General features: G+C 68.2%; 22 protein-coding genes and 2 tRNA genes. 7 read left to right on the top strand and 17 right to left on the bottom strand.

The genetic code is table 11. From position 1 onward, the window contains the following. Window positions 1–1,788: 1,788 nt before the first annotated feature. From ACGFI1_RS41075 to ACGFI1_RS41065, 3 genes are all read right to left on the bottom strand, one after another. Window positions 1,789–3,453, bottom strand: coding sequence for a GmrSD restriction endonuclease domain-containing protein (locus tag ACGFI1_RS41075; RefSeq protein WP_392793057.1), 1,665 nt, complete (start codon window positions 3,451–3,453; stop codon window positions 1,789–1,791). Between the two features lie 197 nt (window positions 3,454–3,650). After that, on the bottom strand, window positions 3,651–4,460 hold the full coding sequence (locus ACGFI1_RS41070) for an inositol monophosphatase family protein (RefSeq protein ID WP_392793056.1): 810 nt from the start codon (window positions 4,458–4,460) through the stop codon (window positions 3,651–3,653). Then, a complete protein-coding gene (locus tag ACGFI1_RS41065) occupies window positions 4,457–5,341 on the bottom strand; it encodes a DUF5919 domain-containing protein (RefSeq protein ID WP_392793054.1) in 885 nt (294 codons plus the stop codon). The genes ACGFI1_RS41070 and ACGFI1_RS41065 overlap by 4 nt, the downstream gene beginning before the upstream one ends. A 319-nt stretch (window positions 5,342–5,660) precedes the next feature. Between ACGFI1_RS41065 and ACGFI1_RS41060 the strand changes: the two genes are divergently transcribed. Both ACGFI1_RS41060 and ACGFI1_RS41055 read left to right on the top strand, forming a co-directional pair. Then, window positions 5,661–5,954 carry a hypothetical protein gene (locus ACGFI1_RS41060; protein ID WP_392793052.1) on the top strand — a complete coding sequence of 98 codons (294 nt, stop codon included), beginning with the start codon at window positions 5,661–5,663 and terminating at the stop codon, window positions 5,952–5,954. Window positions 5,955–6,171: 217 nt separating this feature from the next. Beyond that, window positions 6,172–6,435 (top strand): hypothetical protein, encoded by a 264-nt coding sequence (locus ACGFI1_RS41055; RefSeq protein WP_392793050.1) that lies wholly within the window; start codon window positions 6,172–6,174, stop codon window positions 6,433–6,435. A 423-nt stretch (window positions 6,436–6,858) separates the two neighbouring features. On the opposite strand, the gene ACGFI1_RS41050 is transcribed toward ACGFI1_RS41055, so the two are convergent. From ACGFI1_RS41050 to ACGFI1_RS41040, 3 genes are all read right to left on the bottom strand, one after another. Further along, window positions 6,859–6,931, bottom strand: a tRNA-Ala gene (locus tag ACGFI1_RS41050). 18 nt (window positions 6,932–6,949) lie between these two features. Further along, complete coding sequence (locus tag ACGFI1_RS41045; protein WP_386874851.1) at window positions 6,950–7,666, bottom strand: HAD family hydrolase; 717 nt, start codon at window positions 7,664–7,666, stop codon at window positions 6,950–6,952. Window positions 7,667–7,688: 22 nt separating this feature from the next. Beyond that, window positions 7,689–7,808, bottom strand: coding sequence for a DLW-39 family protein (locus tag ACGFI1_RS41040; protein WP_217999819.1), 120 nt, complete (start codon window positions 7,806–7,808; stop codon window positions 7,689–7,691). A 208-nt stretch (window positions 7,809–8,016) separates the two neighbouring features. On the opposite strand from ACGFI1_RS41040, the gene ACGFI1_RS41035 reads away from it, so the two are divergent. The 3 genes from ACGFI1_RS41035 (at window position 8,017) to ACGFI1_RS41025 (ending at window position 10,948) form a co-directional block, all read left to right on the top strand. Beyond that, window positions 8,017–8,226: a hypothetical protein gene (locus tag ACGFI1_RS41035; RefSeq protein WP_387068813.1), complete on the top strand. Its 210-nt coding sequence runs from the start codon at window positions 8,017–8,019 to the stop codon at window positions 8,224–8,226. A gap of 17 nt (window positions 8,227–8,243) precedes the next feature. Then, window positions 8,244–9,035, top strand: a complete 792-nt coding sequence (locus ACGFI1_RS41030) for an SDR family NAD(P)-dependent oxidoreductase (protein ID WP_387068812.1) — start codon at window positions 8,244–8,246, stop codon at window positions 9,033–9,035. 122 nt (window positions 9,036–9,157) lie between these two features. Further along, window positions 9,158–10,948 carry a M64 family metallopeptidase gene (locus ACGFI1_RS41025; RefSeq protein ID WP_392793048.1) on the top strand — a complete coding sequence of 597 codons (1,791 nt, stop codon included), beginning with the start codon at window positions 9,158–9,160 and terminating at the stop codon, window positions 10,946–10,948. Window positions 10,949–11,577: 629 nt separating this feature from the next. Here ACGFI1_RS41025 and ACGFI1_RS41020 read toward each other — a convergent pair. The 4 genes from ACGFI1_RS41020 to ACGFI1_RS41005 form a co-directional block, all read right to left on the bottom strand. Then, complete coding sequence (locus tag ACGFI1_RS41020; protein WP_392793046.1) at window positions 11,578–12,510, bottom strand: DMT family transporter; 933 nt, start codon at window positions 12,508–12,510, stop codon at window positions 11,578–11,580. Between the two features lie 349 nt (window positions 12,511–12,859). Then, complete coding sequence (locus ACGFI1_RS41015; RefSeq protein ID WP_392793060.1) at window positions 12,860–13,708, bottom strand: helix-turn-helix transcriptional regulator; 849 nt, start codon at window positions 13,706–13,708, stop codon at window positions 12,860–12,862. Between the two features lie 430 nt (window positions 13,709–14,138). Then, a complete protein-coding gene (locus ACGFI1_RS41010) occupies window positions 14,139–14,372 on the bottom strand; it encodes a hypothetical protein (protein ID WP_364550469.1) in 234 nt (77 codons plus the stop codon). A gap of 718 nt (window positions 14,373–15,090) precedes the next feature. Then, window positions 15,091–15,798, bottom strand: coding sequence for a bleomycin resistance protein (locus tag ACGFI1_RS41005; protein WP_392793045.1), 708 nt, complete (start codon window positions 15,796–15,798; stop codon window positions 15,091–15,093). Window positions 15,799–16,030: 232 nt separating this feature from the next. Here ACGFI1_RS41005 and ACGFI1_RS41000 point away from each other — a divergent pair, with 232 nt between their 5' ends. Further along, window positions 16,031–16,891 (top strand): dioxygenase family protein, encoded by an 861-nt coding sequence (locus ACGFI1_RS41000; protein WP_392793044.1) that lies wholly within the window; start codon window positions 16,031–16,033, stop codon window positions 16,889–16,891. A gap of 37 nt (window positions 16,892–16,928) precedes the next feature. Further along, on the top strand, window positions 16,929–17,288 hold the full coding sequence (locus tag ACGFI1_RS40995; protein ID WP_392793042.1) for an ADP-ribosylation/crystallin J1: 360 nt from the start codon (window positions 16,929–16,931) through the stop codon (window positions 17,286–17,288). A 269-nt stretch (window positions 17,289–17,557) separates the two neighbouring features. On the opposite strand, the gene ACGFI1_RS40990 is transcribed toward ACGFI1_RS40995, so the two are convergent. From ACGFI1_RS40990 to gnd, 7 genes are all read right to left on the bottom strand, one after another. Then, window positions 17,558–17,631 (bottom strand) — tRNA-Ile (locus tag ACGFI1_RS40990). 92 nt (window positions 17,632–17,723) lie between these two features. Further along, window positions 17,724–18,665, bottom strand: a complete 942-nt coding sequence (locus ACGFI1_RS40985; RefSeq protein ID WP_392793041.1) for a DUF3566 domain-containing protein — start codon at window positions 18,663–18,665, stop codon at window positions 17,724–17,726. A 42-nt stretch (window positions 18,666–18,707) separates the two neighbouring features. Next, window positions 18,708–21,221 carry a DNA gyrase subunit A gene (gyrA, locus tag ACGFI1_RS40980; RefSeq protein WP_392793040.1) on the bottom strand — a complete coding sequence of 838 codons (2,514 nt, stop codon included), beginning with the start codon at window positions 21,219–21,221 and terminating at the stop codon, window positions 18,708–18,710. 130 nt (window positions 21,222–21,351) lie between these two features. Continuing rightward, window positions 21,352–23,289 (bottom strand): DNA topoisomerase (ATP-hydrolyzing) subunit B, encoded by a 1,938-nt coding sequence (gene gyrB / locus ACGFI1_RS40975; protein ID WP_387068798.1) that lies wholly within the window; start codon window positions 23,287–23,289, stop codon window positions 21,352–21,354. Window positions 23,290–23,814: 525 nt separating this feature from the next. Further along, complete coding sequence (locus tag ACGFI1_RS40970) at window positions 23,815–24,351, bottom strand: DUF721 domain-containing protein (RefSeq protein ID WP_301174000.1); 537 nt, start codon at window positions 24,349–24,351, stop codon at window positions 23,815–23,817. 85 nt (window positions 24,352–24,436) lie between these two features. Further along, window positions 24,437–25,561: a DNA replication/repair protein RecF gene (gene recF / locus ACGFI1_RS40965; RefSeq protein ID WP_392793038.1), complete on the bottom strand. Its 1,125-nt coding sequence runs from the start codon at window positions 25,559–25,561 to the stop codon at window positions 24,437–24,439. Between the two features lie 177 nt (window positions 25,562–25,738). Further along, window positions 25,739–26,668: a phosphogluconate dehydrogenase (NAD(+)-dependent, decarboxylating) gene (gene gnd, locus ACGFI1_RS40960; protein WP_301173998.1), complete on the bottom strand. Its 930-nt coding sequence runs from the start codon at window positions 26,666–26,668 to the stop codon at window positions 25,739–25,741. Window positions 26,669–26,793: the final 125 nt, after the last annotated feature.

Raw genomic sequence — 26,793 nt, 5'->3', positions numbered from 1 at the left:
GCGCAAGGCCCGCTGCTCACCCAGCCGCCTCACCGCCACCGTCCAAGCCATCCTCACCCTTCACCACCAGGGCCAATGAAGTTGGAATTAGCTCAGTGTCGATCATCCCACTGGCAAGACGGAGGGGAAGGCCCGTAGGCAACGCGTCCGCTCCATGCCCGCTGCACACGCTGCCAAGTGTGCACTGCTCCGGGGGCGAACTTACGGCGCAGTAGGACACCGTCCTTGGACAAGCCGGCGTTCAAGGGTGTGCGGTTCACGACCTAGTGCTCCTAGCCGTCCGGATCGCCTGCGAATCAGGCTCTAGCCAACTCTTGCGCGACCCACCGCCTGCTCCACTTCGTCAGCTCTGAGCCTGGGCCTGTTTGGCGCACATCCGCACCATGCACCCGCCTGAGCTTCCCGTCCGTCAACGTCCCGCGCTCCGCGCTGCCTGGCCCTGACCAGAGGGCCAAGGTGGAGCGCCCATCCGGACGAACGAGGCCCCTGGTCCTGGTCTGGTAGATCCCCGATAGGACGGTGGCAGAAGGGAAGTTCAGGCTTCCTACCTCAACCCTCGGCCACCGTCACGGGCGCGGCCCTGCTTCCCGGAGTCGGAGTGCCCCCGCCGGAGGCGTTCACATTGAAGCCTTGCCGGGTCGTTTCCTTCTACCCCGGCTACTGGCTGAGCGCTAGACCGAGACCGGAGGGAGGGTGGGGTCACGGGATTCTGCCTGCTCCGGGACGTATCCGGGAGAGATTCCGTACCCACCCTCCTTGAGCCGCGGACCCGTATTGGGTGCTCAGACCGGTCTCCACTACGGGCCAGAGTACTGGGGCGGCGGCAGAGACCCCATGACCGCCGGCGACTGGCGCACAGTGCGGCGGTGGCGGGGTGCGCGCCCCGGCGCGGCCGTCCAGTGACCGGCACCCACGCCAGTCGCCGACAGGCTCACGCACAACGAGCGAAATCAAGGCGCCCCGTGCTGTGGACGATGGCCGGGCGATGACGATGAGGCCGGATGACTGGTCTCCATCGCCTAATGGCCCCAGCAATGGCCGAACGCCCTCATCCGCGATCAGGATGAGGGCGTTTTGGGTTTGTGGAGCCTAGGGGATTCGAACCCCTGACACCCGGCTTGCAAATCTGCGAGATCATCCCCGATCGGGGCTCTGACCTGGGCAACCGATGGTCCACAAGTGACCGCTGTTAGCCCTTGATCACCGCCCCTAATGGCCCGCTTATGGCCCGCTGCTCACCCGCACGACCTGCACACATGGCAGCGCGCGGAACGCACACCACACCCCCGCCTGAGCTTCCCGTCTGCCGTCGTCCCGCGCTCCGCGCTGCCGGGCCAGGGCCAGGGCGTGAAGGTGGAGCGCCCCACCGGACGAACGACCTTCACGCCCTGGCCCTGGTCTGGTAGATCTCCGATCGGGACGACGGCAGACGGGAAGCTCAGGCATCCCCCAACCAACCAACGACCGTGACAGGCACGCCCCTGGCTTCCCGGAGTCGGAGTGCCCCCGCCGGAGGCATAGAAGACCTCGGCCCCGTGGTGGCCTGCGACCTGGGCGGCGGCGCGGACCCTGTGACCGCCGGCGGCTGTCGGACGGGCCGGAGTGCTCGCGATGCGCGGCCCGGCGCGGCCGTCCGGTGACCGGCGCCCACGCCGCACGCTCCGGGCGGCCAGGCGCGGGGCCGCGCAGCGGCCTGAGCGCCGCCGCCCCTTGATCCCAAACAGCCCAATTCGGCAAAGCGCCATCTAAGCCCGCCTGCCCATAAAATCGCGACGAGACTACCGACCTCTACTCAGTAGGGTCTTCGTCACTATCATCAAGATCATCCGTCGAGTTGGCTGGATCTTCAGCTATTCCAGCAAGCTTTTGCGCTTCGCTATGTACATGCTGAGACCGAAGCCTCAGGAAAGTTACATAGTCATCAGCGAGTGCGGCATCAACTGCGGTTTCAGGTACGAGGTTCGATTCGGCCCTTTTTAGAAGGGCCGCCCTGCCATCTTTATCTATGATTTCCCTGAGGTACCTGCTTGGCGCAGAATCTCGAATATCAATATTACTCTTAGAAGTCAATAGGACTATGTTGCCGACGACGTTAGCCTTGCTCGCGCCGACTCCCATTCGAGCCAGATAAGCTTGCGGGAAGAAATGATGATACTCTTTGTCATTGGACCACGACAAAGACTTTCCAACGTCGATTTTCTGACCATTAACCAGATCGAGCGGCGTCCTCGCTGCCAGCATTAGGGCTAGCATTTTTGATGCTGCACTATTCGATCGAAATGGCTTGATTTCCCAGAGTCTTGCGGTAGCGACAGCAGCGGTTACACTTAGCTTAGATCGCTTACCTAGCGCATACTGTCGAAGCATTCTCGTATCAGTTGCCATTTGACCGCTATCCCAACCACTGAAGTAGCTGGACAGTGTGGTGAACCAGAACCAGCGCTTCACTTCTTGAAGCTGTTCCCCGTTGCAGTGCGGCAGCACTCGGAACAGTTCACACAGGAAAGCGAACTGATTCTTATAGGGCAACGCCTCTGCCCGAGGTGCTCCGATTTCAGTTGCAAGGAAGTCTGCAGCCCGCTGGGCGGACATCTTGGTTATGTCTGCAGCTTGACTCAGGTCTTCGTGACTCATTTCCCTGAGTGCATCGATGCTGGCAGAAGAGAAGTCGCCACCTGAGGCAGCAGCCAGCGCCCGAAGCAGCGTCTTGTTGTCGAACTCGTGGAACTTTTTGGCTTCAAGCGAAGACCGGATGCTTTCGATGGTCTTACCCAGATCAAATTGTGGGCTCCACGTAGCCGCCCGCATCAGATCATAGATAGTCAGGCGAGTCCCCGTTGAATTGATTCTTTCAAACACTGGGGCTACATCATTGATCGACATATCCTCTAGAGTCACCAGTGGAACGTGATAGTCCTTGAAACGATTGAACAGCATGTCTGCTGTTTCTCGTAGGTTTGGGTCGTCTAGCGACGATATGCGCCTGAAGTAGTCAGCCGGATCTGTCAGCCTCCGCAGTGGAATCTGATGAACGAGGAACTCGTCTTCTGTGTCAGCATGATGAAATTTCTGAGTCTTCAGATCGAAGTAGACATTCCAGACGCTCTTGGGGTCACCCGGCCTCCAATGGAGAACTCCGCAGATCGTGGACAACCTCTGCTGGCCGTCGAGCAGATAATTGACAGGGTAATTTTCGCTTCGATCGGCAATCTCTAGATCGGCTATTGATCGCTTACTTGCCAGCTTTTGACGCGATTCCCAAACTAGCATGCTTCCAATGGGATAATTCCGATAAATCGAGTCAACTAGTTCGAGTATCTGCTTCTTCTTCCAAACGAATGGACGTTGAAATTCAGGCAATATGACGTCGCCAACCAACACGCGTTGCGCAAGTTGCTCAATGCGCTCAGCGGTTGGCTTCGGGTCCTTGGCGGTAATCTTACGGTCGGCCATTGCTCCCCCGTCCTGTGTCCGTCGGAGCCGACACTATCAACTACTCCTCCCAAGGTGACGTTCTTCGGCCGATACTTGTCAGATAAAGCGGATGAGGGGCCGGCGTGCCGGGCGGAACAGGCCCCCTGACCCGCACCCCGTTGGCGAGGCAACAACCTGGAACTCAAAGAGGGGTTCCCAACGACGTAACCAGCCTTTTAGCTCCTAGGCACCTGTTGAGCCGACTTGATCAGGGCGGAGATGTCCTCAGCTACTGCTGGTGCTGCGGCGATGGTGGCGCTGGAGTTGAAGGTGTGGTCGGTGCCGTCTTCGTCTGTGACCCCTGCTCCGGCTTCGCGGGCGATTATTACGCCTGCTGCGGTGTCCCAAGGCTTGTTGGAGAGTGTGATGCTGGCGTCTAGCTTGCCTTCGGCGACCCATGCGAGGTCTATGGCGGCTGAGCCGAGCATGCGGACGCGTTGGACGTTGGCGGCTAGGCGTTCGGTGAGGGCGATGCGTTGGCGGTTCTTGGCCTCGGCTCCCTTGCCTACGGCGTAGTCGCCAATGGCGACGATTGCGTCTTTGAGGTCGGTGGTCATGCTGGCTTGGATGCGGCGGTCTCCGAGGTAGGCGCCGGTGTGCTGGGCTGCGTGGTAGCGGGTGCCTAGGAACGGCAGGTCGATGACGCCGACGATTGGGCGGCCTCGTTGGATGAGGCCGAGTGAGAAGCCGCAGAGCGGGATGTTGCGTACGAAGTTGGCGGTGCCGTCTACTGGGTCGATGGCCCAGAGGAGTTCGCCGGCGGTGTCTCCGGTGATGCCTTCTTCTTCGCCGAGTATGGCGATGTCGGGGGTTCGCTCTTTGAGGTAGTCGCGGACGGCGCGCTCTACGGCGTAGTCCACTTCGCTGGCCATGTCGCGGTCACCCTTGGCGGTGAGCAGGCCGGGGACGCGGGTGCGCACTAGGTCGCCGGCTATCTGTGCTGCCTTGAGGGCGACGGGTAGTAGGGCGGCTGGTGCGTCGGTCATACGGTGCGGCCTCGTTCCCATAGCGCGGTGAAGATCTCTTCGAACGTCTCATACAGTCCGGTGCCGGTCGCGCTGCGCTCGGCGAGGAAGGTGGGCGAGTCGACCCCGCGGGCGTTCGGTAGGTAGGGCTGCATCACGCAGAGCTTGTCGTTGAGGAGCGTGATATTGAACCGGATCGTCTCGTCGTAGACAGCGACGGACAGCCGGTCTTGGGCCTCGGGCGATAGGCGCTTGCGGAGGCGCGTCAGGACCTCGATGTTCAGGCGCGTGAGGGTGGTGAGGTGGTTGTCTGTGTAGCCCTCTTCCTGTTCGCGGGCTCGAATGGCCTCGCCTTCGGGGTCCAGGAACAGGGCTTGCAAGGTGGTGCCGTCTTCTATGAGGCGGTAGAGACGTTGGTCTGGGTACTGCTGGCAGAGCATGTTGAGGGAGAGGCCGGCGGCCCGGATGCTGCTCGCGCCGTCGAGCAGGGCGTGCGGCGGGTGCGCGAACGAGAACTCGGCGCGGGTGGGGAAGACGGCGGTGACGTCGGCGTAGGGGTTCGGGCCTACTCGGTCGGCGGTGGACTCAAGGTCGGCGCGCTCGTCGGCGGGGGCGTAGGCGGTGGGCTCGTCGGCCAGGACGTGGGGCGGGCAGGGGGCGAACAGCTCGTCGGCGGTCCACTCGGGGAACATCGCTTCTAAGACGCGGCAGTGGTCTGTGTAGGGAAGGCGTTTGAGTTCGCCAGAGGTCCAGCGGTGGAGTTGGGCGCGGCTCGGGGCGGTGCCGGTGAGTTCGGGCGAGATCTTCTTGGCGGCCTCGTTGTAGGCGGCCTGGAACATGCCGTACCGCTGTAGGCGGCGCTGACGGATCACGACTTGCAACAGGATCGGTTGGGGAGACACCGGCCGTCCTCTCTGCTGGGCGTTTCTCAGGCTAGACGCGACGCGAGATCGAAGACGAGACAAAGTCGAGACGGTTGCAAGACGTTGACGGGCGAGACGAGATGATCATGATGTCGTGACGCAACGTGACTTGTTGGCACGGTGTGGTCATGGCGAGCGATTGCACCTCTTGCAGGGGACGCGGGGTCAAGCGGCGTGTGGCGCGGCGGACGTTGACGCCGGGGCACGTGGCGGGCGTGTCGGCGGACAGTCGGCAGGACTCCTGCCCTGACTGCCTGGGGACGGGGCGCGCGTCCGAGCGGCGGGGCGGTGCGCAGTCGTGAACGCGCGGGACGTCGAGTTGCGGCTTCTGGCTGATCTGCGAACCTCCCTCCTCGGTCTGGGCCTGGCCGTCCGGCTCGATGAGGGAATGCCGGGGCTGCTGGTGAGTACCGCGAATCCGGGGCTGTTCGTGTGGGTGTTCGTCGGGGCCTCGGGCCGTACGTTCACCTGGCGCCGAGACGACAGCAAGCACCCGGTCAAGGACGTGCCGGGCGCGGCGGCCAAGGTCGCTCGCTTTGTGACCGCACAGGCCGGGCAGCTCAATGGCTCGGCGAACGACCACTTCGACTAGCGCTGTGCGGCTGGCCTGGCGGGCCGGCCCATAGGCGCATTGAACGGCAGAGCCGGCGGCGCGGCGAGGACGGTCCGTCGCGTGATCGCCCCCCAGTCCCCCGCGGATCACGCGTGTGGGAGGGATGGGCCAGGCCCCGCGCCTCCGGCTCTGCTTCCAACGAAAGCGAGAACAGGTGATGTGTCCTTCTCTCTCCCGCGACGCTGAACTTCGGTTGTTGGGTGATCTGTGCCGGGCTCTGGTCAGGCGTGGCCTGTACGTCCAGTTGCGCGACGCCATCCCCGGTCTGACGGTCACCCGGCCGGGCGGGACGTCCCTCGACGTCATCGGCTACGTGACGGTGAACCGCCGCAAGGGTGAGGTGTCCTGGTGGCGGGTCGACAACGTGCACCCGGTCACGGACCTGGACGGCGCGGCCGAACGGATCACCGCGTTCATGAACGAGGCGACCGCGCCAAACCTGCCGAGGTTGCGGCCGTGACGTCGTGGAACGGTGGCCCGCCGGACGATGTCACGGCGGCGATCATCACCCTGCAACGCCGGTTCCCGGCCTCGTCGGTCTGGTTCGGGCACCATACTTTCCGCTGGTGGGCCATGATGCCGCGGGCGGGACGGTGGGTGCTCCTCGAAGCGGCCACGCCGATGGAGTTGGCGGGTCGGATGGCCGAGGCGCGTGGGTCCGCTCTTCCCAACGGAGTCATCAGACTTGCTCGGAAGATGCGAAGCAGTAAGGCCAGTCGTCGACAGGCTCACGCACAACGAGCGAAATCAAGGCGGCCCGTGCTGTGGACGATGGCCGGACGACGATGACAATGAGGCCGGATGACTGGTCTCCATGGCCTAATGGCCCCAGCAATGGCCGAACGCCCTCATCCGCGATCAGGATGAGGGCGTTTTGGGTTTGTGGAGCCTAGGGGATTCGAACCCCTGACACCCGGCTTGCAAAGCCGGTGCTCTACCAACTGAGCTAAGGCCCCGGGTTGGCGGGTCAAAGCTTACCCGTGGTCGGGGGTGGGCGTGGCATCGGCCGGGGTGCGGAGGACGAGGGCGGGCAGGTCGGCGATGGTGGGGAGGACGTGGGTCGCGCCGGCGGTGTGGAGGCGGTCGCGGGAGTGGGGGCCGGTGAGGACGCCGGCGGCGACGGACGCGCCCGAGCGGCGGGCGGACATGATCGCGGGAGCCGTGGCGGCGCACACGGCGATGTTGCGGACGTCGTCCACGCCGAGGCGGAGGGCGGCGGTCAGGACGAGGTCGGGCCACGGGCGGTCCCGGGGGACGTCCTCGGGGCTCAGTGTCAGGTCGGCGCGGTCCCACCAGCCGAGGGCGTCGATGATGCGGGCCTGCGTGGTGCGGCCGGAGCCGGTGAGCAGGCAGACGCGGACGCCGGAGGAGCGGAGGCGGCGCAGGGCGTCACCGGCTCCGGGCACGGGAACCAGGCCGCGCCGGTCGATGAGCTGGCCGTAGGACCGCTCGAACGCCAGGTGCGCGGCCTGGGCGCGGGGCTCGTCGAAGAGCGAGCGGAAGACGCCGATCTCCGATTCGCCGCGCGTGTCGTGGAAGCGGGCGGTGGCACGTTCGAACGCCGCCGTGCCGGAGACGATCCCCAGGGTGGCGATCGCCTCGGCGAAGGCGGTTTCGGCGGTGTCGCCGTCCGCGACGGTGGTCCCGGCGAGATCGACGCAGGCGACGGTGATCGGCGCCGCCTCGGTCACGCCGGGGCCTGTCGCCGGCGTGTCAGTTGTCGGACGACGTGGCCTCGGTCCACAGGTCCAGCTCGGCGCGGTCCTGCTGCATCCGGCGCCAGACGGCGAAGCCGCCGAGTGCGACAACGGCGAGAATGAGCAGCTTCTTCACGGTGGGACCCCTTCACCTCGACTATGAAGTCAAAACCCGGGGATCGCGGATCAGTGACTGCTTCCCCCAGGTTCTTGGAAGCCTAGCAACCGTTGCCGGGCGGTCCGCACCCCGCTCACCGTTATCGGACGCCACGTCTGATGTGCCGTCCCTCGCCGGGACGTCCGGAGGGCCGCATAATCCGAGGGGACGACCTTCTGGAGTGCCGATGGCAGAGGACGACTTCCGGCGCTGGGAACGCGAGTTCGAGCCGGACGCGCCGGAGGAGGGGCGGTCCGGGAGCCGGGGGCTGGTGCTGATCGCGGGGATCATCGCCCTGGGGTGCGCGGCGCTGATCGCGATGGGGGACGTGCCGCTGGGCACGGCCGGGCTGGTGCTGTCGTCGATCGTCCTGCTGCTATGGCGGATCGGGTTGTGATCCGCCATCATCTCGGCATGGATCTGCGCGGAGCGACCGTCCTGGTGACCGGGGCGACCGGCGGGATCGGGCAGGCGCTGGCGACCGCGCTGGCCGACCGGGGCGGCCGGGTCGTGCTGACGGGCCGGCGGGCGGACGTCCTGGAACCGCTGGCCGACCGGCTCGGCGGCCGCGCCATCGCCGCCGACCTGGCCGAGCGCGGTGCGGCGGAGAAGCTGCTGGACGAGGCCGGGCGGGTGGACGTGCTCGTCGCGAACGCGGCGCTGCCGGCGTCCGGGCTGCTGAGCGACTACTCGATCACCGAGATCGACCGGACGCTGGACGTCAACCTGCGCGCGCCGATCGTGATGGCGAAGCTCGCCGCGGCGCAGATGGCCGATCGTGGCCGCGGGCATCTGGTGTTCGTGTCGTCGCTCGCCGGGAAGACGGCGTCCGGGCACGCGTCCCTCTACAACGCGACGAAGTTCGGTATGCGGGGGTTCGCCCTGGCCTTGCGCGAAGATCTGCGGCCGCACGGCGTCGGCGTGTCGACCGTTTTCCCCGGCTTCATCCGGGACGCCGGGATGTTCGCGGACGCCGGCGTGACGCTGCCCCGGGGTGTCGGCACGCGATCTCCGCGGGACGTGGCACGCGCGACGATCCGGGCCGTCGAGCGGAACATGGCCGAGGTCGACGTCGCGCCGCTCGGGCTGCGGCTCGGTGCCCGGATCGGCGGGATCGCCCCGGCCCTGTCCGCGGCCGTACAGCGGCGCGCGGGCGGGCAGCGCATCGCGGAGGGGCTCGCGGACGGGCAGCGCGGCAAACGGTAGCGACAAATTTGGATACTCAAGTGATAATCCGGGCGTGTCCCGCTTGATCAGTGGGACGGGCCTGGCGCAGCGCCCCGGCCGGACCCGGCCGCCGCGTGCGCCCCTCCCGAGGAGGTCTGCGCATGTGGACGGGCAGGAAGATCGTGATCGGGGCGGCGGCGGTGACCGTCCTGCCGCTGATGGCCGCCCCGCCCGCGCGGGCGGCGGAACCCGCGGACGCGACCGTGGTGCCGATCCAGGTGACCGGCGACCCCGCCAAGCGCTTCAACCTGATCGTGCTGGGCGACGGCTACACAACGGCGGACATGCCGAAGTTCCGCACGCACCTCGCCACGCACCTGAACGACCTGTGGACGATCGAGCCGTTCAAGTCGTATCGCAGCTACATCAACGTGTACGCGGTGGAAATCCCGTCCGGCGAATCTGGGGTGAGCTGCGACCCGGCGTTGTCGTCGCCACGCCGTACTACACCGCTGCGCATGGCGTTCTGGAGCGGGTGCCGGGACGACGGCATCCAACGCCTTCTCGTCATGGACTCTGCGGCGGCCAAGACGTACGCGGATCTCGTCCAAGGGGCGACGGTAGGAAACCGGCAGATCCTTGCGCTCGCCAACAGCGACACCTACGGCGGTGCAGGCGGGACGTACGCGACGGCATCCGGCGGCAACGCGATGTCCGCTCTCATAGCCCCGCACGAACTCGGGCATTCACTGGGCGGGCTGAACGACGAGTACGACTACTACCAGCGGGGCGTGCCTGGTGGGACGTACAGCGGTCCTGAGCCTGAGTCCATCCATCACACGCTGCTGACAGAGCAGGAGATGAAGGCGCAGAAGAAGAAGTGGTGGCGCTGGCTCGGTGAGCGTAGCGAGGCCGGAGGCATCATCGGACGCTACGAGGGCGGCCTCTACTTCAGTAAGGGCGTGTGGAGGCCGAGCCAGCACTCGATGATGAAGACGCTCGGCTACTACTACGACCAGGTCGCGCGCGAGCGGATGACTGAGCGGATCTCAGGCAAGGTCAGTCTCCTCCAAGCGCACACGCCCACGGACACTCCGGTGGGCGACGACCGCGTCCTGTGGGTCGAAACGATGCACCCGGCCGGACACCAGTTGTCCGTCGCATGGGCGGTCGACGGGAGAACTGTGCGGAAGGGTTCCAACCTGAACCTGTCCACGCTGCGCCTCAGGAAGGGCACGCACACGGTCACGGTGACGGTCACGGACCCCACCGACTTCGTCCGGGACCCGGCCATACGGTCGTCGGCCGCACTCACACAGACCCGCACATGGACGGTCGACACCGACCTGAGGACACCGCCGGCGACCGTACCCGTCGACTTCGCCTCCTCCACGCCGACCGACCAGCCCGTGAACGCCGAGTCGGTCGTGTTCGTAGAGACGACCCATCCGCTCCGATTCGTCCCCAAGGTACGTTGGGAGCTCGACGGCCGCCCCGTACCGGGCGGCGACCGGGACATCGACCTCAGCCGCTTCCGGCTGACCGCGGGCACGCACACGCTCGTCGCCAGGGTCGGCTCCAAGAGGCGGGTGTGGACGGTCGACGCGGAACGTCCAGCGGTGGCGTACGAACTGTCCAAGGCGGCCCAGGTCGTCCGAGGGCGCACGCCCGAGTACGTCTTCGACGGCCCGTTCACCATGCGGCTAAGCGGCAGGGACGACCGTCCAGGCGTTGTCGTCCCGGAGTTCCGGGTGGACGGCGACGGCTGGTTCAACTACTTCGGCTGGCCGACGGACTCGTCCGCCCCCTGGCTGTTCACCTCGACCGGCACCGTCATCGACGGCCTCACCTACGGCAAGCTCGGCAAGGGCCGCCACACCATCGAGTACCGCGCGACCGACCCGTCCGGCAACACCAGCCACCCGCAGCGCTTCATCGTCACCCTCCGCTGACCCGACGCGCAGCCCGCCTCCCCTCCGACCCGCAGCCATCCACCAGGCCCATATCGAGGGACGGCCCGGATTCAACGGAGGACATCGCCCCGAACACATGCCCCCGAGCTCGCCGCACAGACGCCAACGTCCCAGCCCGCCGTTCCGCAGAGGCCGACGTGGCAAGGCCCCAGGGGTTAGCCGCGGCACGCCCAGGTACCAGCCGTGGCAACGCTCAGGATCGAACCGCCGACCCGCAGACGCGAAGGGCTGACGCGCGGACGCGAACACGCCGCCGACGCGCAGGCACGGAGGCACCGACGCGCAAGCACGCACCCTGCCGAGCCGCATACGCCAGCGTGCTGACGCACATGCGCGAACGGGTCGACACACGTGAGGTCTGCAGTGGTGGCGACGCAACCGCAGCGGTCAGTGGAGCGAACGTGGCCGCGAGAGCGCGCGTGGGAGTTCTGTGCGCCTTGGACCAGCGCCTGGCAGGAGCACAGGAACACAGCGGACCGACCGGCACCCGGGAACGCTCTATGACCACAGGCCGAACATCGGGGTCGAGCGAACAAGTCCGGGGCGGCCCTCCAGGCATGGGGCCTGAGTACAGGGGACGCCCCCGAACACGCACACCACTTTCGCTCTCATCCTGAGGCGTGCTCAGCGGCGGTTCTCGCTCCCTCGGACGGCACCTCCTCGGTTGCGGGCTCGGTCGCCGGGGGCGTGGCGCGACGCGCGGTCGCGAGGACGGAGCCGCCCAGGATGAGCGCGAACGAGGCGATGATCGTGCCAGTCAGCGGCTCGCCGAGGAAGACGACCCCGGCGGCGACCGCGACGGCCGGGTTCACGTAGGTGAACACCATCCCGCGGGACGTGCCGACCTCCCGGATCAGCTCGAAGAACACGATGAACGCCAGCGCCGTGCAGACCAGGCCGAGCGCGATGAGCGCGGCGAGCACACGCCCGCTCGGCATCGCGTCCGGCCAAGTGGCGATCGCGGGGCCGGTGTAGAAGAGCGCGGCGATGGCCAGCGCGAACGCGGCCATGTGCAGGCTGGGCAGGTCCTGGAGCTTGCGCATGGTGATGATCGGGGCGATCGAATATCCGAGGACGACGAGCATGACCTCGCCGATCGCCCACGCGCTGCCGCCGGTGAGATGCGGGGCGGCGAGAACGCCCACGCCGGCCAGGCCGACGAGCAGCCCCAGCCAGCGCATCGGGCCGAGCCGCTCCGCGTCGCCGGTGAGCCATGCCAGCACGACCCCGACGATGGGGACGGCGGCGATCAGCAGCCCGGTCATGGAGCTGGTCAGCCGGTTCTCGGCGTCCGACAGCAGCGCCCACGGGCCGAGGATCTCCACCGCGGTGAACGCCAGCAGCGGACGCCAATGCCGGCGGACCGTGTCCAACTGCCCGGACCGGATCACCAGCGGCAGCAGGACGAGGGCGCCGAGCGCGGTCCGGGTGAACACCACCATGGGCACCGAGACGCTCTCGACCGCCACCTTGATCATCAGATAGGGGATGCCCCAGAGCACGCTCATCAGCGCGAACAGCATCCAGCCACGACGACTCAACACGACCTCCGTTCGATCCGTCCGCCCCAGCACGCCGTCGCCACCGGACACCAACCCCACGTGACGGGCCCGACACCAACCCTGCGATGCGGCCTCGACCTCCGGGCCGCTCCCCGCGCCGTCGCCTCTCCCCAGCACGCCCAGGACGGACATCACCAGGGTGCAAGACGCCGGTCCACACCGTCTTGAACGCTGTTGCGGGGAAATGCCCCAATACCGCGCCCCCTACGAAGCAACAGCCCGCACGCGCCCCCGCCCCATCACAACCGCCAGGTCCCCCAAGTGCACATCCCAAGACGCACGACGGCGCACCGCACGCTCCCAGCGGCCGGGGCGATCGGGCCGGACCTCACCAACGTGAAGGGCGGCGCACCGCACTCTCTTGGACGCTGTCGCGGAATGCGCCTGGGGTGACACCGAGCACGCGGCGGAACCATCGGGTGAGGTGCGCCTGGTCGGCGAATCCCACGAGCGTCGCCGCCTCGGCCGGACGATGCCCGGCCTCCAGGAGCGCACGGGCTCTCGCCACGCGGTGCTGGGCGAGCCACGCGTACGGTGGCATGCCCATCGCGTCGCGGAAGGCGCGCAGCAACTGGTAGCGGGAGAGTTCGAGGTCGGCGGCCATCTCGGCGAGCGTGGGCGGGGCGGTGAGCTCGTCCGACAGGCGTGTCGCGACCCGACGGGCGATCCGCCCGGCATCGGCTCGGCCACGTGGCGGCGTCGCCGCCGCCCTGTGCACCGCGTGCCGCCGTATGAGAGCGCCGAGCACGCCGAGTAGCCGGGATTCGCCCTCTAGCGGATCTTCGCCGAGCCGGAGGGCGCGATGGGCCTGCCGCAGCGCCTCACCGAGCCGCACGTCGTCGATGATCGGCTCACGGAAGTGGGGCTCCGCCGACACCGACCCGGCCTCCGCGGCCGTGGCAGCGCCCAGCAGCTCGGCGCCCGGATACAGGCACAGGTAGGCGAACCCTTCCGGACGTGCCGGACCGCCGGTGTGCGCTTCCCCCGGCTCGACCACGACGATGCTCCCGGCCGCCGAGTAGATCTTCTCGCCCCGGTAGCGCATCGTCTCCAAGCCGTCGACCGTCACGCCAATGGCGTACTCGTCGTGGGTGTGCGGCGCATAGTGCCGCTGGCCGATCCTGGCGGTCAGTAGGTCGAGCGGCGCCCCCTGGATGCCACCGACGCGGGTCCACAGGGTCTGGTCAACGCCCCTCCCAGCGCCGGCACCAGCGGCCCGGCCGCCTGGCCTCGGCAGCCGACGAGCCGTTCCGGTACCTGCACCTCGCCCATTGCGCCCGCTGCGCCCGCTGCCACCCTCACGGCCATCACCGGAACCAGAGCCACCGCCGTGGGCGCCTTCGACCGCCCGCAAGGCGCCACGTCCAGCCTCACTCCCATGCCTAATCCCGGCGCTGGCCCCGAGCCCAGCGAACGCGCCGGACCCTGCGTTGGCTTCGAGGGCGGGGACGGTGGCCGCGCCGCTCGCGGTGTCAGTGGCGGTGGCGGTTCTGAAACCTGCTGATGGTGCAGGGCCGGCCTTGGTGTGGCCCGGGGCCGGGGCGGGTGGTCGAGGTGACTGGGGCGTTCGGGCGTTGGAGGCGCTTGGGCCGGGGGTGGGGCGGTGGTCAGGCGGAGAAGATGTGCCGGAGGCGCCAGTTGTTCTGGTCACGGCCGAGCTCCGCGACGGCCACGCCCTCGGCGCCAGTGACCCGTACCCGGTAGACCCTGCCCTCGTGGGGCGTGCCGTAGGTCTTCAGCACCTTGTCCACCGCGTAGCGCGCTCCTCGCCACTCGTACGCGGTGAGCCGTCCCGCCGGGTCGTGCTCCGTCCGGACCGGCTCGTTCAGCAAGTGCCCCATGCCGGGAGAGTAGCACGCGTTCGAACTGATGTTCGCAGGTCGGGCGGCTCTTTACGGTGCCGAGACCAGGCCGGTGAAGTGACTTGAAGCCCGGCCGCGCCGGGCATGGCGCGGGGGCCGGCCCGGGTCGCGTGCCGGTACGGAATCTACGGCGTAGGTGCGCCATGTAGACGGCAACACGCCCTGCGGCCGATCTCGTCCCGCGGTCGGGGACGTCCAGCACGGGACGAACTCGTTCTGGGGCCAGCGTGCGGGCGACGGACAGGGCTTGGAGGCGGTCATCCACAGGCTGTGGGAAAACTCTGCGCACATCTTCTCCCCCCTTGCAGCAGGCTGTCCGGAGGCCGCGTCCACAGGCGGATCCCCAGAACAGCCCGGCTTTCCACGGTCTGCACGGCGCGTCTGACGCCGTTCCCTCCATCGTCCACAAGCTCGTGCCGCCGTACACAGAATCCACAACCTGTGGATAACTTCCGTGCACAACCTGGGTACGACCGGCCGGCTCCGCGTCCACCATTCTTCCCCAGGTCGCCCCCAACCGGTGCGACCAGTTGTCCACGTCGTGGAAAACCCGCTGACCAGGGAGAAGGGCCATCCTCGGGCACCTTTGCCCACACCCCGTTCACAGCCTGTGGGTGAATGTCCTCCACAACCCCGTCGCGTCGGTGGACAACACTGCCCACCGGAAATCCCCAGCTGTGTCCCCAGCCGAGAGCCCTCAGGCGGGTAGAGCGCCCTCCAGGTCGGCGAGGCGCCGTAGATCGTCTACCTGGGCGGACGGGTCCTCGACCGGGACGCTGCGGGCGTCGGTGAGGAGCGTGCGCGCGCGGGCCCAGTCCTCCATGTGGACGGCGGCGTCAGCTCGCAGCACCAAGGCTCTGAGTCGTTCGGACGAGGTCAGGGGTTCGTCCGAGTTCAGCAGGTGGTCGAGGATCCGGGCTGCGGCACGATGGTCCCCCTTCGAGTCGCCGCCGAGCAGGGCGGCCATGTGGAGTGCCTTGGCCACCGGCTCGGTCGGTATGGGCGCGTGCTCCAGGTCGTCCGAGATCGGCTGACCGATGCGGAGCTGGAGGCCGTCCGGGTCACTGAGAAGGAACTGCCGGACCCCGTAAGTCATGTCCCGCACCGCGCTGATCCTGGGCAGCCCCCGCGCGGGAACCCGGCCGAGCGACTTCTTGAGCCCACCTCGGAACGCGTCATACAGCTCGTCCACGGCCGTGGTGGTGACGTAGCACATGTTCATGGACGCCGCCGGGTCGTGTTTCCGCCACCCGAAGAAATGCAGTTCGAGGTCGCCCCGCCGGACCCCGAGATAGGGGTTGGGACGCGTCTGCCAGGACGTCTGCTCGAAGCCGAGGGCCCGGTAGAACTCCCAGGAAGCCTCGATCGAACGGCACGGAAAGATCGGGATCGCCTTCTCGCTCATCCCCGGAGCGTAAGTCCGGTCGGCGTTCATAGTCAAACTTGACTACCGCCGATTCCAAGTCGGCGACGAGTCGGCCGTACGTGCGAGGCCGTCGCAGAGGATGATGATGTTGCTGCGTCATCGTGGGCCGAGGCCGGGGCCGCATCCGCGGGAAGATTCCGCCGCCGGCCCGAGGACGAATCAGCCGCGAGAGTTTTCCACAGACTGTGGACAATGGAGGCCGGGAGGCATCGTGGACTTCAACGAGCACACCGCGACGGAGGCCGTCCAGAACAGTTTCCGCGAGACCCCGGACCCGCGCCTCCGGGAACTACTGGACGCGCTCACCCGCCACGTGCACACATTCGTCCGCGAGACCAAGCCGTCCATCCGGGAGTGGGAGCAGGCGATCGAGTTCCTCACCGCCGTGGGGCAGTCCTGCACTGACACACGGCAGGAATTCGTCCTGCTGTCGGACGTGCTGGGCGTCTCAATGCTCGTGGAGACCCTCAACGAGCAGGAAGGCGGGACGGAGAGCACCGTCCTGGGGCCTTTCCACATGGTCGAATCGCCCCAGCGCGCGCTGGGCGACAGCATCGATCTGGTGGGCGAAGCCGAACCCTGCGTGGTGTCCGGACGCGTCCTCAACGCCGATGGAGCGCCGCTGCCGCACGCGCAGGTCGATGTCTGGCAGTGCGACGAGAAGGGCTTCTACGACGTCCAGCAGCCCGGTTCGCAACCGCCCGGCAACGGCCGCGGGCTTTTCCGGACCGACGCCGAGGGACGCTTCCGTTTCCGCACCGTCCTGCCCAGCCATTACCCGATCCCCACGGACGGCCCGGTCGGTCGGCTCCTCAATGCGACCCGCCGGCATCCCTACCGCCCCGCCCACATCCATTTCATCGTCCAGGCGGACGGGTACGTGCCACTGACGACGCACATCTTCGTCGCGGGAAGCCCCTATCTGGACTCCGACGCCGTCTTCGCCGTCAAGCAGAGCCTCATCGTCGACTTCGCCCGCTCGGACGACGAGGAGGCCGCTGAGCGCGCCGGCGTCCGGGCGCCCTTCCGCCACGCCGAGTTCGACCTCGTCCTGAGCAGGGAACCGGCGTAACCGCACCACGGCGTAACCGCACCGACAGAATGTGCGGATGTCCACCATGACCCTCTGGCGTCCGGTCGGTCCCGCCGAGCTGGAGTTGCTACGCGCCGCGGACTGGCGTGCCTGGCCCCCGCGCCTCCCCGATCAGCCGATCTTCTATCCGGTCCTCAACGAGGACTACGCGATCAAGATCGCCCGCGACTGGAACGTCCCCGCGCACGGCTCGGGCTTTGTGACGAGATTCCAGGTGGACGCGGCCTTCGCGGAGCGCTACCCCGTACGCCAGGCCGGCGGCCGCACCATCCTGGAACTCTGGGTCCCGGCCGAGGAACTGGAGGAGTTCAACGAGCACATCGTCGGCCGCATCGAAGTAGTCCACGAGTTCCACACACCGAAACCCACCACCTGACCCCACTTATCCACAACCTGTGGAGAACCTCACCCGCACCTCTGGATAAGCCCCATCGCTCACAGGCCCCACACGCCGCAACGCGCCACGCGATTCAGAGCACCGCAATGTGACGCAAGGCACAGAACCGCGCTAGCCGCAACCGGTAGGGGGGCGTGGGGGCGAAGCCCCCACACCGGGGGTCTGGGGGTCGCCCCCCAGGCAAAACGACGAAGGAGTGACGGGGAAGGAGCCCCAAGGCTCCGACCACGTCACTCCCAACTCCGAAGTGGGCCTAGGTGGACTTGAACCACCGGCCTCATCCTTATCAGGGATGCGCTCTAACCGACTGAGCTATAGGCCCGGAGTGTGCCGCCGCCCCTGGCGGCGCAACGAGAGGTTACCCCATCTGGGCGGACAACCGGAAATCGATTGCCGGGCGGCGGCGGGGTGGGGCTACTCGGCCTCCTTGAGGGTGACCTCGACGCCGCCCACCAGGTCGGCTGCGAGGTTGTAGATGACGGAGCCGACCGTGGAGAGCGCCGTGATGAGCATGACGTTCAGGGCGCCCACGAGGACGGTGTAGCCGAAGACGCGGAAGAAGGAGAACCAGCTGCCGGCGTCGACGCTGCCGGTGGTCTCGCCCTGCTCCTTGGTGAGGCTGTTGATCGTGTCGCTGATGGCGTCGAACACACCGAGGCCGGACAGGATCGTGTAGAGGACGATCACGGCGACGAGGAGGACGACGAAGCAGACCAGCGACATGACGAAGCTGAACTTCATCACCGACCACGGTTCGAGCCGGGCGAGCTGGAGCTGGGCCTTGCGGGCCGGCTTGCCGGTGGCGGGCTTGGCCGAGTTCGCCGGCGCGACGGACGTCGACGCGGCGGAGGCGGCGGGACGGTCCTTGAGGACGGTGCCGGCGAAGCCGCCGCGGGCGGAGCCGCCCGCGGCGGGAGCGGAGGGGCCGGAGGGGGCCGGGCCGGAGGAGGAGTTGAACGGCTTGCCGGCGGGCTCCGTACGTCCTGCCGAGACCGATCCGGACGGCTCGGCGGGCTTGGCCCAGCCCGCCGAGCCGGAGGAGGACTTCGGCGCCGGGTCGGACGTGTCGTCCGCGGCGTCCTTGACCGGGGCGATCTCGGGGGTCTCGGCGTCCTTCTCCTCGATCTTCGCGAGGTCGATCCTGGTCGTGTCCGCGCCCGAGCCGCCCGAGCCGCCCGCGGACGCCTCGCGGTCGATGTCGACGGTCGTCTCGTCCCGCCCGGACTTGGCGGCGGAGACGCTCTTGGCCGGCTTCTTCCCGGACTTGCCCGACCCGGATTCGGCGGCCGGTTTCTTTCCGGCGCCGTCCGCTTCCGGGCCTGACCCGCCCTTGTTCTTGCCGGGCTCGGTGCTCACGTGTCCTCCTGGCCTAGCGGCTCGGTGACGATGCAGGATACGTCACTCACCGTCGCCCCCTTCGGCGTCGTCGGCGTCCTCGGCGTCCTCGATGGACTCGACGTTCCTCGCGATCGCCACGACGCTGTCGCCGTCCGCGAGGTTCATCAGGCGGACGCCCATGGTCTGCCTGCCGGACTGCTTGATCTCGGCGGCGGTGGTGCGGATCACGCCGCCGTTCGACGTCATCGCGAACACCTCGTCGTCGGGGCCGACCATCAGTGCCCCTACCAACATGCCCCGCGCCTCCACGATCTTAGCGGTGAGGACGCCCTTACCCCCACGTCCCTGAAGGGGGTATTGGTCGACCGGAGTCCGCTTGGCGTAGCCGCCCTCGGTGGCCACCAGGACGTCGTCGGAGCCGTTCTTGACGACGAGCATGTTGAGGACCTCCTGGTCCTCCTCGAAACGCATGCCGATGACGCCGGACGTGGCGCGTCCCATCGGCCGGAGCGACTCGTCGTCGGCGCGGAACCGGATCGCCTGCGCGCCGGTGGAGACCATCAGCAGGTTGTCGTCGGAGGACACCAGCCGCGCGGCGATCACCTCGTCGTCGTCGACGAGGTTGATGGCGATGATGCCGCCGGTGCGGGGCGAGTCGAAGTCGCGCAGGGCGGTCTTCTTGACACGGCCCTTCTTCGTGCCGATCACCAGGTACGGGGCGACGTCGTAGTCGCGCAGGTCCATGACCTGGGCGATGTGCTCGTCCGGCTGGAAGGCCAGCAGGTTCGCCACGTGCTGGCCGCGCGAGTCGCGGCCCGAGTCGGGCAGCTCGTAGGCCTTGGCGCGGTACACGCGGCCCTTGTTGGTGAAGAACAGTATCCAGTTGTGCGTCGAGGTGACGAAGAACTGGTCGACGATGTCGTCCTGCTTCAGCTGCGCGCCGCGGACGCCCTTGCCGCCGCGCCGCTGCGCGCGGTACTGGTCGGTGCGGGTGCGCTTGGCGTAGCCGCCGCGGGTGATCGTGACGACGACGTCCTCTTCGGCGATGAGGTCCTCGTAGGACACGTCCCCGTCGAACGGGATGATCTCGGTGCGCCGGTCGTCGCCGAACTTCTCCACGATCGGGGCGAGCTCGTCGCCGACGATCTGCCGCTGCCGCTCGGGCGAGGCCAGGATGTCGTTGTAGTCGGCGATCTCCGCCATGAGCTTGTCGTACTCGTCGGTGATCTGCTGCCGCTCCAGGGCGGCGAGCTTGCGCAGCTGCATGTCGAGGATGGCCTGCGCCTGGATCTCGTCGATCTCCAGCAGGTTCATCAGGCCCTGCTGCGCCTCCGACGCCGACGGCGAGCGGCGGATGAGGGCGATGACCTCGTCGATCCGGTCGAGGGCCTTCAGCAGGGCGCGCAGGATGTGGGCGCGCTCCTCGGCCTTGCGGAGCAGGAACCGGGTGCGGCGGACGATGACGTCGATCTGGTGCGCGACCCAGTGCCGGACGAACTGGTCGACGCGCAGGGTGCGCGGCACGCCGTCGACCAGCGCGAGCATGTTCGCGCCGAACGTCTCCTGCAGCTGGGTGTGCTTGTAGAGGTTGTTCAGGACGACCTTGGCGACGGCGTCCCGCTTGAGGACGATGACGAGCCGCTGCCCGGTGCGGCCGGACGTCTCGTCGCGGACGTCGGCGATGCCGTCCAGCTTGCCGTCCTTCACCAGGTCGGCAATCTTCAGGGCGAGGTTGTCCGGGTTGACCTGGTACGGGAGTTCGGTGACGACGAGGCAGGTGCGGCCCTGGATCTCCTCGACCTCGACGACGGCCCGCATCGTGATGGAACCGCGGCCGGTGCGGTACGCCTCCTCGATGCCCTTGCGGCCGACGATGAGGCCGGCGGTGGGGAAGTCGGGGCCCTTGATCCGCTCGATCAGCGCCTCGAGCAGCTCGTCGTCGGACGCGCCGTAGTTCTCCAGGTACCAGCGGACGCCGTCGGCGACCTCGCGCAGGTTGTGCGGCGGGATGTTGGTCGCCATCCCCACCGCGATGCCGGCGGACCCGTTGACCAGCAGGTTCGGGTACCGGGACGGCAGGACGTCCGGCTCCTGGGAGCGGCCGTCGTAGTTGGGGGAGAAGTCGACGGTCTCCTTGTCGATGTCGCGCAGCAGCTCCATCGCCAGGGGCGCCATGCGGCACTCGGTGTACCGCATGGCCGCGGCGGGGTCGTTGCCGCGCGAACCGAAGTTGCCGTTGCCGTCGACCAGCGGGTACCGCATCGACCAGGGCTGCGCCAGCCGGACCAGCGCGTCGTAGATGGCGGAGTCGCCGTGCGGGTGGTAGTTCCCCATGACGTCGCCGACGACGCGGGCGCACTTGAAGTAACCGCGGTCGGGCCGGTAGCCGCCGTCGTACATCGCGTACAGGACGCGGCGGTGGACGGGCTTGAGGCCGTCCCGTACCTCGGGCAGCGCGCGCGCCACGATGACCGACATCGCGTAGTCGAGGTAGCTCTTCTGCATCTCGACCTGGATGTCGACCGGCTCGATCCGTTCGCCGGGGTGGCCGCCCTCTGTGGTCACGTCCGTCACTGTGAAGACCTCTTCTGCTCGATGGGAAGGAAGTACGTCCGCCTGCGGGGCCCGGGCCGGTGGGAGTCGCGGGAGCCGTGGAACTCGCGGTCGGGCGCGTCAGGCGCGAGGCCCGGGCGGGGCGGGTACCTCAGATGTCGAGGAAGCGCACGTCCTTGGCGTTGCGCTGGATGAACTCCCGGCGGGGCTCGACCTCCTCGCCCATGAGCACGCTGAACAGCTCGTCCGCCTGGGCGGCGTCGTCCAGCTGGACCTGCAGCAGGACCCGGTTGTCGGGGTCCATGGTGGTGTCCCACAGCTCGTTGGCGTTCATCTCGCCGAGGCCCTTGAAGCGCTGCACCTGGTCGCGGGGGCGCGGGTCGCGCTTGCCGGCGGCGATCCCCGCCTCGATGACCGCGTCGCGCTCGGCGTCGGAGAAGGCGTAGTCGGCTTCGCTGCCCCGCGCGTCCCACTTGATCTTGTAGAGCGGCGGCTGCGACAGGTACACGTGGCCGGCCTCGATCAGCGGCTTCATGAACCGGAACAGCAGCGTCATCAACAGGGTGTTGATGTGGTGGCCGTCGACGTCGGCGTCCGACATCAGGATGATCTTGTGGTAGCGGAGCTTGGTGATGTCGAACTCGTCGTGGACGCCGGTGCCGAGCGCCGTGATGATCGCCTGGACCTCGTTGTTCTTGAGGATCTTGTCGATCCTGGCCTTCTCCACGTTCAGGATCTTGCCGCGGATCGGCAGGATGGCCTGGAAGTGCGGGTTGCGGCCGCCCTTGGCGGAACCGCCCGCCGAGTCGCCCTCGACGATGTACAGCTCGGACTTGGCCGGGTCCGTCGACTGGCAGTCCGACAGCTTGCCGGGCAGCGACGTCGTCTCCAGCAGGCTCTTGCGGCGGGTCAGGTCGCGCGCCTGCCGCGCCGCGACCCGCGCGCGCGCCGCCTGCGACGCCTTGTTGATGATCTCCTTGGCCTCGCCCGGGTTCTCCTCGAACCAGTCGCGCAGGTGCTCGTTGCACGCCCGCTGGACGAAGGACTTGGCCTCGGTGTTGCCGAGCTTCGTCTTGGTCTGGCCCTCGAACTGCGGGTCGGCCAGCTTGATCGAGATGATCGCGGTGAGGCCCTCGCGGACGTCCTCACCGGTCAGGTTGTCGTCCTTGTCGCGCAGCAGGCCCTTGTCGCGGGCGTACCGGTTGACGATCGTCGTGAGCGCCGCCCGGAAGCCCTCCTCGTGGGTGCCGCCCTCCGCCGTGTTGATGGTGTTCGCGAAGGTGTGCACCGACTCGGCGTAGGACGAGTTCCACTGCATGGCGATCTCGACCGACATGCCCTCGGTCTCGTCGCTGAAGTAGACGACCGACTCGTGGGCGGAGTCCTTGCGCGCGTTGATGTAGCGGACGAAGTCCTCGACGCCGCCCTCGTAGTGGTACCGGACGACGTGCGGCTCGCCGTTGGAGTGGTCGGGACGCTCGTCCCGCAGCGTGATGGCCAGGCCGCGGTTGAGGAACGCCATCTCCTGCATGCGGCGGGAGAGGGTCTCGAAGTTCCACTCGGTGGTCTCGAAGATCTCCGGGTCCGGCCAGAAGGTGATGAGGGTGCCGGTCTTGTCGGTCTCCTCGCCCTTCTGGAGCTCGGCCTCCGGCCCGCGCCAGCTGTACGCCTGCCGCCACACGTGGCCGTTGCGCCGGACCTCGGCCTCCAGCCGGGTGGACAGCGCGTTGACCACGGACGAGCCGACGCCGTGCAGGCCGCCGGAGACGGCGTAGGACTTGCCGTCGAACTTGCCGCCCGCGTGCAGCGTGGTGAACACCAGCTCGATCGCGGGACGTTTCTCCACCGGGTGCTCGCCGACGGGGATGCCACGGCCGTTGTCGTCCACGCTCACGCCGCCGTCGGCCCTCAGCGTCACCACGATGTCGTCGGCATAGCCGGCGAGGGCCTCGTCGACCCCGTTGTCCACGATCTCGTAGACGAGGTGGTGCAGGCCGCGCTCACCGGTCGAGCCGATGTACATGCCCGGGCGCTTGCGAACCGCCTCAAGCCCTTCAAGGACAGTGATCGAACTAGCGTCGTACGCCAAAGGAGATCCTCCTGCCGGGGATGTCTGCCGCTCCGCGCCCGAGGGAGGCGCGATGTGCCCCGTAACACACATGAGGGCACCCGGTAGTGCTCTGTTCGTGTTGGTCAGAGCCCCGGGCGGCCCATGGCGGCGCAGCATCCTGAACCGAATACATTCTACCGGCTGGCGCGGTAAAAAGTGGCACTCACGAGCGCTGTGTGCGCGTGTGGCGGCCGATCGGGCCTGGAGCTACATCCCCCCATAGGTCCCGGGGGGTTCTCTGGTCTACGTGGCGCTGGCCGCTGAACTGGACGCCCCGCATCCCGAACAGATGTTCCCACCCGCCACCGACACTCCGCGGCCACCTCCCCGACGCCCCCGGGCCTCCGGAAAGACCCGCCACCGTAACCGTAAGTCACCGGAACATGACCGTCGGCACATCGCACCCCCGAGCCGCCGCCCACCCGCGACCACTCCCCCCGCCGCACCCCCAGCCGAGCGCGCCCCACGCGGCGCACCTCCACCCGAGCGCGGGGGCGGGGCATGTCAGCGGACCCGCCAGGCGCCCGTGCGGCGCGGGCCCGAGGACGGGCCGACGACCTTCACCCGGCGGACGGTGCCGTGCCCGAGTTCCTCGTTCAGCCGCCGGACGAGCGTCGAGGACAGCAGGCGCAACTGGGTCGCCCACGTCGTGGAGTCGGCGGCGACGGTCAGCACGCCGTCCTCGAAGTGCTCGGGGCGGGTGTGCTCGGCGAGTTCGGCGCCGACGATGCCCGCCCAGTTGCCGAACACGCCGCCGACGGCCGCGCGCTGCTCCCAGCCCCGGGACGCCATCAGATCGCGGATGGCCGCGCCGAACGGCTTGGGGTCGCCTCCGCGTCCGGGGTCCCTGACCCGGATGACGCGTCCACCGCCCTTGCGCTTGCCGTTCTGGTGGCCGGGGAGGGTGCCGCGCTTCAGCGCGTCCGCCTTCGCCTGGGCGAGGGCCTCCCGCGCCAACTCGATCCCCGACTTGGCCGGGGCGACCTCGTCCGCGGCCCCGTCCTCGGGGGACTTGTCCACATCCTGTGGATCATCACTCACGCGCTCGCCCCTTCCCGTTCCGCTCCGGAGGCGCCCCCGCCCCCGTCAGGACGCACCGCCACCAGCCTGTTCGGGGACGGCATCGTCAGTCCCGGACGACCTGGCCGTCGGAGACGGTATACGAGCCCCCCGTCAGTTCGGCCGGGACGTCCGCGGGGACGGCGGCCGTGATGAGGACCTGCTCGGCCGGCGCGACCATGTCGGCGAGGCGGCTGCGGCGGCCCGAGTCCAGTTCAGCGAACACGTCGTCCAGGATGAGGACGGGGTCGTCGCCGTCCGCGCGCAGCAGGTCGAAGGCGGCCAGCCGCAGGCCCAGGGCGAACGACCACGACTCGCCATGGCTGGCGTAGCCGCGCGCCGGCAGCTCGCCCAGGCGCAGGACGAGTTCGTCCCGGTGCGGGCCGACGAGGCTCACGCCCCGCTCCAGTTCCTGCTTGCGCGACTCGGCCACCGCCTTCATCAACTGCTCGGCGAGTTGTCCACGGTCTGTGGACAACTCCACGTCGCCCAGCGAACTCCTGTAGATGAGATCGGCCGCGCCGCTGTGCGGTGCGAGGGCCGCGTAGGCGCGTGCCACGAGCGGGCGCAGGGCGTCCACAAGGTGCAGCCGGGCGGCCAGCAGCTCGGAACCGGTGCGGACGAGGTGCGAATCCCAGACGTCGAGGGTCGCGAGCACCTCGGGTCCGGGGGAGCGCCTGTGCGCGGCCGCCGATTTCAACAGGGCGTTGCGCTGCTTGAGGACGCGGTCGTAGTCGGACCTCACCCCGGCGAAGCGCGGGGCCCGCGCGGTGAGCAGCTCGTCCATGAACCGGCGCCGCTCCCCCGGATCGCCCTTGACGAGCGAGAGGTCTTCGGGGGCGAACAGCACCGTCCGCAGCATCCCCAGGATCTCGCGCGGCCTGGGGACGGGGGACCGGTTCAGCCGCGCCCGGTTCGCCTTGCCCGGGTTGATCTCAAGCTCGATCAGCGCCTTGCGGTCGTCCTTCACCACCCCGGCCCGGACGATCGCGCGCGGCGCCCCGTGCCGGACGAGCGGCGCGTCCGTCGCGGCCCGGTGGCTGGCGTGCGAGGCGACGTAGCCGATGGCCTCCACCAGGTTCGTCTTGCCCTGCCCGTTCGGGCCCACGAACGCCGTGACTCCCCGCTCGAGCGCGACCTCGGCGGTCGGGTACGAGCGGAAGTCCTGCAGCGAAAGGTGGGCGACGTGCACGAGACACGAGAGTAGAGCCTTCAGCACCCTGCCCATGCCCCCCGCACCCCCGCCCGCGAGTACCCGCACAGGCCCCGCCGGCGGCGGGGCTCCGTGACATCACCCGCCATCCTCCGGTCGGCGCGGGGGCGCCGTCCCGGAAACCACATCCTGTGGATAACTTCGCGGGCGGGGCGGTCACACCTTCGGCGGGGCGACGTCGGCGCCGGGGGAGTCGGCGCCCTTCGCGGTCTCCACGGCATGGCCGCCGAACTGGTTGCGGAGGGCGGCGACGACGCGCATCGCGGGGGAGTCGTCCTGGCGGGAGGCGAACCGGGCGAACAGCGAGGCGCTGATGGCGGGCAGCGGCACGGCGTGCTCGACCGCGGCCTGCACCGTCCAGCGGCCCTCGCCCGAGTCGTTGGCGTAGCCGCGCAGGTCGTCCAGCTCCGGGTCATCGGCGAGCGCACGGTTCAGCAGGTCCAGCAGCCAGGAGCGGATGACCGTGCCCTCCTGCCAGCTGAGGAACGTCTCCGGCACACGGGTGACGATGGGGCTCGCCTCGATCAGCTCGTAGCCCTCACCGAAGGCCTGCATCATCGCGTACTCGATGCCGTTGTGGACCATCTTCACGTAGTGCCCGGCACCGATCTCACCGGAGTGGACGAAGCCGTACTCCCCCTCTGGCTTCAGCGTCTCGAAGATGGGCATCAGACGCTTCACGTTGTCCTCGTCGCCACCGACCATGAGCGCGTAGCCGTTCTCCAGGCCCCACACGCCGCCGCTCACTCCGCAGTCGACGAACCCGATGCCCTTGGCGGCGAGTGCTTCACCATGCTTCTGGTCGTCCACATAGTGTGAATTACCGCCGTCCACGACAAGGTCACCGGGCTGCAGGACTTCCCCCAGGCTGTGGATGGTCTCCTCAGTGGGCTTCCCGGCGGGCACCATCACCCACACCGCGCGCGGCGGGGAGAGCCGTTCGATGAGTTCCTGCAGGGAACCGACATCGCTCACCTGCGGGTCACGGTCATAACCGATGACCGTGTGGCCGCCGCGGCGCAGCCGCTCGGCCATGTTGCCGCCCATCTTGCCCAGGCCGATGATCCCAAGCTCCATGAAGCTCACTCCCCTGTGCGTAACCCTGTGCGTAACTGCTGTGCCTTACCGCGCGCACGCGAGCGCCAATGCGCGCGTGCGCGACCGCCCGGGCGGCTCCCCCGCGGGTCGTCGTCCCCGGCGTGCCCCGGGGC

Source organism: Actinomadura geliboluensis (assembly GCF_043197915.1).
In the GTDB taxonomy this organism is placed as follows: Bacteria; Actinomycetota; Actinomycetes; order Streptosporangiales; family Streptosporangiaceae; genus Spirillospora; species Spirillospora geliboluensis.
The sequence above is the reverse complement of the archived record's forward strand: the minus strand, read 5'-3'. Positions and strand labels throughout refer to the sequence as shown.